5 protein-coding genes are annotated in these 7835 nt (G+C 38.5%); 2 read left to right on the top strand and 3 right to left on the bottom strand.

What is annotated here, in order from left to right:
- Positions 1–195: 195 nt before the first annotated feature.
- Positions 196–1689, bottom strand: a complete 1494-nt coding sequence (gppA, locus tag H5079_RS13410; protein WP_182684270.1) for a guanosine-5'-triphosphate,3'-diphosphate diphosphatase — start codon at positions 1687–1689, stop codon at positions 196–198.
- Positions 1690–1734: 45 nt separating this feature from the next.
- Positions 1735–3012 carry an ATP-dependent RNA helicase RhlB gene (rhlB, locus tag H5079_RS13405; protein ID WP_041454311.1) on the bottom strand — a complete coding sequence of 426 codons (1278 nt, stop codon included), beginning with the start codon at positions 3010–3012 and terminating at the stop codon, positions 1735–1737.
- Between the two features lie 91 nt (positions 3013–3103).
- Here rhlB and trxA point away from each other — a divergent pair, with 91 nt between their 5' ends.
- A complete protein-coding gene (trxA, locus tag H5079_RS13400; RefSeq protein WP_011326840.1) occupies positions 3104–3430 on the top strand; it encodes a thioredoxin TrxA in 327 nt (108 codons plus the stop codon).
- 185 nt (positions 3431–3615) lie between these two features.
- A complete protein-coding gene (rho, locus tag H5079_RS13395; RefSeq protein ID WP_011326839.1) occupies positions 3616–4875 on the top strand; it encodes a transcription termination factor Rho in 1260 nt (419 codons plus the stop codon).
- Positions 4876–4974: 99 nt separating this feature from the next.
- On the opposite strand, the gene H5079_RS13390 is transcribed toward rho, so the two are convergent.
- The gene (locus H5079_RS13390; protein WP_182684269.1) at positions 4975–7800 is read right to left on the bottom strand and encodes a tetratricopeptide repeat protein; all 2826 of its coding nucleotides are present in this window, start codon (positions 7798–7800) and stop codon (positions 4975–4977) included.
- Positions 7801–7835: the final 35 nt, after the last annotated feature.

The raw sequence follows: 7835 nt of genomic DNA, 5'->3' as shown, positions 1-7835 counted from the left end.
TTTTACTCGACTCACTGATTGACTCTTGCCTCGCTAAGCGTTGCTGTCTGCCGTCTCAGTGGGGTCGCATTATAGGGCGCAGCCAGTTTTACGCAAGCGTTTTTTAAAGAAAACTTAAAATAAAACGCTGTTCGCTTGATATTTAAACCAAGTGGTCATTTTAAACACTAAAAAGGCCCTTATGGGCCTGTTTAGTTAATTTACTATGAGCTTCCAGCCAAGTTTCGCTTGCTGCTTAGATTCTTGTTGCAGCTCGCTTGCCATTAATGGATGGTTTTTCAACCAGTCATTTTCAAACTGCAGATTTAAGACATCGTCTTTAACAGTTATCGCAAACTCAGGGAGTACATCATCTTGGCGACGCATACATAAAATGACAGCTATACGTATTAGTCTTACTAAATACTGCGCAAGTACACTATTTGCACCAAGAGAATCAAAATAGCCTTTTTGAAGATCAGAGCGATGCCCTTTAGCTACCGCAACAATGACTTTATGCTCTGACTGCGAAAAACCTGGCATTTCAGTATTTTTTAAAATATAAGCACTGTGTTTGTGATACTGCTTATACTCTATCAATAAACCAATTTCATGAAGCTGTGCAACTGCCGTTAATAAAGGCAACCCATTAAGTGCTTTTATTGGCCAGCTTTCATTTACTTCTGATGCTAAGTTTAATACGAGACTGGCGACGCGGCTAGCTTGCTTTTGATCAACATGGTAACGATCGATAAAGCCATCGATTGTACGTTTACGAATATCGCTATTATGCAGCTCTGGTAGCATGCTGTATAAAACACCCTCACGCAGTGCTCCACCTGCTAATCCCATTTTTTCGATCTCGAGCGATTCAAATAATGCAATTAAAATGGCAAGCCCTGATACAAATACTAAACGGCGATCTTCACTTAGCCCTGGTAGGTCTAATGCGGCAATCGTTTTATAAGCGATTGCTTGCTTTTTGATAGTGTAGAGTTTTTCAAGGGTTAATAGCTCATCTAGGTTTTGCGCTATCATGATTTCTTGAATTGCTTGTACTGTACCCGAAGCACCTGAGGCTATTTGCCAGCCTTTAACTTTATACTCTGATGCAATTTCATCAATGACAGTACGTGCGGCTTTTATTGCGGTGTTAAAGTTTGCATTGCTTAATTTGCAATCTTTAAAATAGCGCTCTAGGTAGGTAACACACCCGATGTTCAGGCTTTTGTAAAGTAATGCATCAAAGTTCTTACCAATAATCACTTCAGTGCTAGCACCACCAATATCGATAACAAGCTGACTACCGGTACAAGATGAGGTATGAGCAACGCCTTTATATATAGTGCGCGCTTCTAGTTCACCGCTAATGACATTAACTTTATGACCGAGGATTTTTTCTGCTTGCGCTTTAAATACATCAGCATTACTAGCTAAACGTAATGTGGCGGTGGCAACTATAGTGATGTTTTGTTTAGGGATGTCTTGTAAGCGCTCAGCAAATAACGCTAGGCACTCCCATCCTCTATGCATTGCTTCTGAGCTTAATACATTGTCTATATCAAGCCCTGCAGCTAACCTTACTTTGCGTTTAACACGACCTATGGTTTGCAGGCCGCCAGCTATTGATTTAGCAATAAGCATATGAAAGCTATTTGAACCTAAATCAATAACTGCATATACATTTTTTTGCGGTTTAAGTTGCCCCACCGTTCAAAAACCTCTAATTACTATTACAGTTAAACTAACGGTCGTTTATGACCGTCCTTTTTGATAACTATTATTTGGGCGACGTCCGCTGTTGTTACTGCGATTACGTGGGCCTGTAGAAAAGTTACGCTTTCTATGAATAGTAGGTTTAGTTAAATCATCCAGTAATGCTGTTTTATCGTAATGTGATAAAGGAATACTGTGATCTATATACTCTTCAATTTCATGCAAGTTATAAGCATATTGTTCGCATGCAAAACTAATAGCGTGACCAGACGCGCCAGCGCGGGCTGTACGGCCAATACGGTGTACGTAATCTTCGCAATCATCTGGTAAATCAAAATTAAATACATGGCTTACTTCAGGAATATGTAGACCACGTGCTGCAACATCTGTTGCCACTAAAAAGTCTAAGTCGCCTTTACTAAACTCAGCTAAAATTGATTGACGTTTTTTCTGATTTACGTCACCGGTAAGCATGCCAACCCGATGTCCATCGGCTTTTAACCAGGCATATACGGTTTCACAACTATGCTTAGTGTTAGCAAAGATAATAGCTTTTTCAGGCCACTCTTCTTCAATTAACGTCAGCAGCAGCTTAATTTTATCTTCTTGTGAAGGATGAAATAGCTCTTCTTGAATGCGTTTACCGGTTTTTACGTCTGGTTCAATTTGTACGTGCTCAGGATTGGTCATATGTTCAAACGCAAGTTCTTGTACACGATACGATAGCGTTGCAGAGAATAATAAATTTAAACGCTTTGATGTATCTGGCATACGGTGGAACATATAACGAATATCTTTGATAAAGCCCAAATCAAACATACGATCTGCTTCGTCAAGCACGACTACCTCAATTTCATTAAGGGTGTAACAGCCTTGCTTATACAGATCAATTAAACGACCTGTAGTACCAATTAAAATATCAACGCCTTTTTCTAGTTGTGCACGTTGTTTTTCGTAATCTTCGCCACCATATACTAAACCTAAGTTAAGATTACAGTGCGGCGCTAAAATTTTTGCATCTTTGTGTATCTGAATCGCCAGCTCCCTTGTAGGGGCCATGATCAGGGCTCTTGGATGTTTACTAGGGGCTTTGCTAGATTGTAATAACCGATGGCACGTGGCAGTTAAAAACGCCAACGTTTTGCCTGTACCTGTTTGTGCTTGGCCTGCAATATCGCGACCCTCACAAATAAAAGGTAGGCATTTAGCTTGAATGGGTGTGCAATATTCAAACCCACTTTCGGTTAAACCGGCAACCACTTCCGGTGCAATAGCAAAGTCTGAAAACTTTTTATCGGTCAAATGTGTCTTAGTCATAGCGTTTAAGCATAACGTTTAAACTTGCAATAAGAAACAAGAGTGTTTAAATACGCACTAAATATTTCGCCTAACTAAACCGGAGAGCGCAATGAGCGAGAAAATAATCCAAATTACTGACGATAGCTTTGAAGCTGACGTATTACAATCAGACAAGCCTGTACTAGTAGACTTTTGGGCTGAGTGGTGCGGACCTTGTAAAATGATCGCCCCTATCCTTAGTGAAGTTGCTGAGGAATTTGATGGTCGCGTTACCATAGCTAAACTTAATATCGATCAAAATGCGGGTACACCGCCTAAATTTGGTATTCGTGGTATCCCTACATTACTTCTTTTTAAAGATGGCCAAGTTGCTGCAACTAAAGTTGGCGCACTTTCAAAAACTCAATTAATCGAGTTTTTAGAAAACAATCTTTAAATTTAAACAATAAAAAAGGGCTTAATGCCCTTTTTTTATTATTTTTTTGTATAAACACTGGACGCTGTGTCAATGAGCTGCTAGTTTATAAAGCCAACTAATCCTTAGTTATATTCAACAAACCTCACTCAACGATCAAACAAAGCGATTTTGAGTATGACAACTGTAATAAAGAACCCACCAATATGCATTTACGCGAACTAAAAGACAAATCTATAAAAGAGCTTGTAGACTTAGCTGAGTCCATGGGGCTCGAAAACGTAGCCCGCTTAAGAAAGCAAGATATCATTTTTGCTATTTTAAAATCACATGCCAAAGGCGGAGAGAATATCTTCGGTGGCGGTGTATTAGAAATTTTGCAAGATGGTTTTGGCTTTTTAAGATCATCAGAAGCCTCTTACTTAGCTGGCCCAGATGACATTTATGTTTCACCTAGCCAAATTCGCCGTTTTAGTATGCGTACTGGCGATTCAATCTCAGGCCTTATTCGTCCACCTAAAGACGGTGAGCGTTACTTTGCTTTACTTAAAGTAAATGAAGTTAACTTTGATAAACCTGAAAACTCTCGCACTAAAATTCTTTTTGAAAACCTAACACCACTGCATGCAAACGAACGTTTTCGTATGGAACGCGGTAACGGTAGTAAAGAAGATATTACAGCCCGAGTACTTGATTTAGCCTCTCCTATTGGTCGTGGTCAACGTGGTTTATTAGTAGCACCGCCAAAAGCGGGTAAAACCATGCTACTACAAAATATTGCGCAATCGATTACTCACAATCACCCAGATGCAACATTAATGGTATTACTAATTGATGAGCGTCCGGAAGAAGTAACCGAAATGCAGCGTCTTGTAAAAGGCGAAGTAATTGCATCAACATTTGATGAACCTGCTTCTCGCCACGTACAAGTAGCCGAAATGGTTATCGAAAAAGCAAAACGTTTAGTAGAGCATAAAAAAGATGTTGTTATCTTACTTGACTCAATCACACGTTTAGCCCGTGCTTACAACACCGTTATTCCATCATCTGGTAAAGTACTTACCGGTGGTGTTGATGCAAACGCACTCCATAAACCGAAACGTTTTTTTGGTGCTGCACGTAATGTTGAAGAAGGCGGCAGCTTAACAATTATTGCTACTGCGCTTATTGATACCGGCTCTAAAATGGATGAAGTTATCTACGAAGAGTTTAAAGGTACTGGTAACATGGAACTACATCTTAACCGTAAAATTGCGGAACGACGTGTATTCCCAGCTATCGACTTTAACCGTTCAGGCACTCGTCGTGAAGAGTTACTCACAAAACCAGATGAGCTACAAAAGCTGTGGATTTTGCGTAAAATTGTTCATGACATGTCAGAAATTGACGCAATGGAATTTTTAATTGATAAATTATCGATGAGCAAAACCAACGATGAGTTTTTTGATTCGATGAAACGCCAGTAATTCCATATAAGTTTTAAAGCTTATAAAAAAACGCCTAACAATTGAATATCAATTATTAGGCGTTTTTATTTGCCTGCAAAAAAGTAGCGCTGTACCGCTTTAACCATGCTCTTTGTAGTGCAAAAATAAGGCTTGTAGTTTATCAACTAATACTGCAATTTTTTGTACTTCTTCTGGGCTTTTACACGCATCATCTAATGCTTTTGCAGCGTCTGCAATATCGCACAACTTAAACATTTGTGCTGCCCCTAAAATACGATGGCTATCTTTTTGTAACGCTACAAAATCGCCACTATTAAAGTGCTGGCTAATTAGCTCACTTTCTATTGATAAGCTTTGTTTGAAACTAGTCACTAAGTCACTTATATCTATATTTACGTTTGTGCTGTTTTGCTCATTTTTTATTGATGCGAGATGCTCAGCTATAGTGCTATAAAACTTCTCTTTATCAATTGGTTTAGCTAAGTAATCAGTAAAACCAAGTGCTAAATACTGCTCGATCTCATGGCTCATTGCATTGGCCGTTAAGGCAAATATTGGCTGCTCATAACCGCACTGCCTGAGCAACTCAAAAGCAGTAATGCCATCCATAATAGGCATTTGAATGTCCAACAGCACAAAATCAGGATACTCTTTTAAACATTGCTCTACAGCTTGCTCGCCATTTTCAACTGCAATAACGTCAAGCCCCATGGCGCGTAAATAACGGCTTATTAATCTGCGATTATCGTCATGATCCTCAGCAAGTAACACTTTAGCGCTTAGCGCTTTATAGCCACCATTTATATTGTCTTTAGCTGTAACTGCACATTCGCTTTTATCTACTGGTACGCACGGCACAAAAAATGAGAATTGACTGCCTTTTTTAAATTCGCTTTGCACACTAATATATCCCCCCATCATGGCAGCTAGTTGTTGTGACAAACTAAGTCCCAAACCAGTACCACCAAAACGACGGCTAATACTATTATCTGCTTGGCTAAAACATTCAAAAATAAGCTTTAGCTGCGCTGTATTCATACCTATTCCGGTATCTTTTACCGTAAGCACTAGCCCTTGCTCGGTATTATTGGCCACAATCGTAACTTGGCCACTGTGAGTAAACTTAATTGCATTAGCACACAGGTTTATTAATATTTGCTTTACTCGGGTTAAATCAAGCCTGGTATACAGTTCATTACCGAGTTGGTTGTCAAATACCAAGGATAAGTTTTTGGCTTTTGCTTGTACGCTAAACATCCCATGTATGTCATTCAGCACTTGTACAATATCAAAACAAGAAATAGACAGCTCCAATCGATTTGCTTCTATTTTACTTAAATCGAGCACATCATTAATTAAACTTTTTAAATGATCGCTTTGACGCTGAATAACTTTGAGCTCATCTTGTAACTGCTCAGGATCATACAAACCATTAATTAAGTCGTCGGTTTGGCTTAAAATAGCGGTGAGTGGGGTGCGAATTTCATGGCTTATATTTGCTAAAAACTGACTTTTAACATCGTTTGCTTCGCGCAGCTCTTGCGCCACACTTTGTAATTCTAACGTGCGTTGCTCTACTTGCTCTGTTAGTTGTAATTTTGCATTACTTTCTATTCTGCGACGATAAATTGCAATAACTGTAATTAAAATAAGAATTGCCACAATGCTAAGCAAAATAGTTAACTGTGAACGTTTTGCAATTTTTAATTCTTGTAAGCTACGTTCTTGCTTAAGCTGATTAATTTCTTGATTTAACTGATTTGACTGGAACTGAGACTGAAATGCGCTTAGCGCCTTCATAACTTCTTCGCTGGTCATGCTACGTTGATAGTCTTCAAATTGTTGATATAACTGAATCGCTCGCCTGTAATCGCCGGCCCCCGCACTTAATAATGCCTCTAAACCTAAGCCATCTTTCACGCGTAATTGATCTTTATATTGATTGGCCAGTATTATTGATTGTTCTAAGTTTTGTTTAGCGGTATCTATATCACCCATCACTAATTGCACTTTCGCTAAAACTTGTAACGAAGCTAACAGTAATGATTGATTATCAATTTGCTGAGCATATTTTTGAGCGGCCTTAGCATGATACAAAGCTGCATCCAGTTCATCTAATTTTAAGTTTATATTTGCTAAGTTAGTATGCTGAACTGACAATTGATAAGCATCTTTTATACTTTTATAATAGCGTAAAGCTAATTGGTAATAATGTAGTGCTAATTGATTCTGACCAGACTCAGTATAGGCAACTCCCATGTTGCCATGAACACGAGCTATACCTTCTTCATCGCCTAGCTGCTGAAACACATCTAGCACTTCACGGTAGATTTCTCGTGCCGAATCATAACGAGATAAACGAATGTATATTCCGGCAATATTATGAAGTATATCAGCCTTGTCTTTTGCGCTTCCTTCTTTTTCATAAAGGGCTTTTGCTTGTTGATAATAATCTAAAGCAAGGTCTAAGCTATGCATATTAAAATATGCCAAACCAATATTACTTAATAAATTAGCTTGTTTTAATGGGCTCTTTAAGTGGACAGCTAAGTTTAAAGCGCGGTTATAATTAATAATGGCTTGTTGCAATAAACCTTGAAAATATTGTACTACACCTTGCATTTTAACTGCTCTAAAGTGTAACTCTGGCAATTTTTCAAATGTACTTTCTTGCTCTAGTAGCTGATAGTAATGTAATGCTTGAGTATAATTAGTTTGCTCAAATGCAAGCTCAGCTAGACTAGAATAAATAACAACTACTTGTTGGTTTGAAAGTTGTGTAGTAAGTAACTCGGTTGCTAACAGTTGTTTTTCTGACCATTCATTGGTCAGTTTAAATTGTTCAAAAAGTATTGTTTGTTGCTGTGCATTACCTTTTTGAGAAAAAATACCCAGTACAATAATAAAGCAAATAAATAATAGGCGCTTAAATTGACCCAGCATAATTTTCCTTGGAATTTGGTTAGCAGCAAAAGCTA

Source organism: Pseudoalteromonas sp. SG44-5 (assembly GCF_014164175.1).
Lineage (GTDB): Bacteria > Pseudomonadota > Gammaproteobacteria > Enterobacterales > Alteromonadaceae > Pseudoalteromonas > Pseudoalteromonas nigrifaciens.
This window is presented reverse-complemented; position numbering and strand designations above follow the sequence as displayed.

Coding starts and splice junctions, on each gene's coding strand:
- rhlB (WP_041454311.1), bottom strand. CDS start 3,012: ATGACTAAGACACATTTGACCGATAAAAAGTTTTCAGACTTTGCTATT.
- trxA (WP_011326840.1), top strand. CDS start 3,104: ATGAGCGAGAAAATAATCCAAATTACTGACGATAGCTTTGAAGCTGAC.
- rho (WP_011326839.1), top strand. CDS start 3,616: ATGCATTTACGCGAACTAAAAGACAAATCTATAAAAGAGCTTGTAGAC.
- H5079_RS13390 (WP_182684269.1), bottom strand. CDS start 7,800: ATGCTGGGTCAATTTAAGCGCCTATTATTTATTTGCTTTATTATTGTA.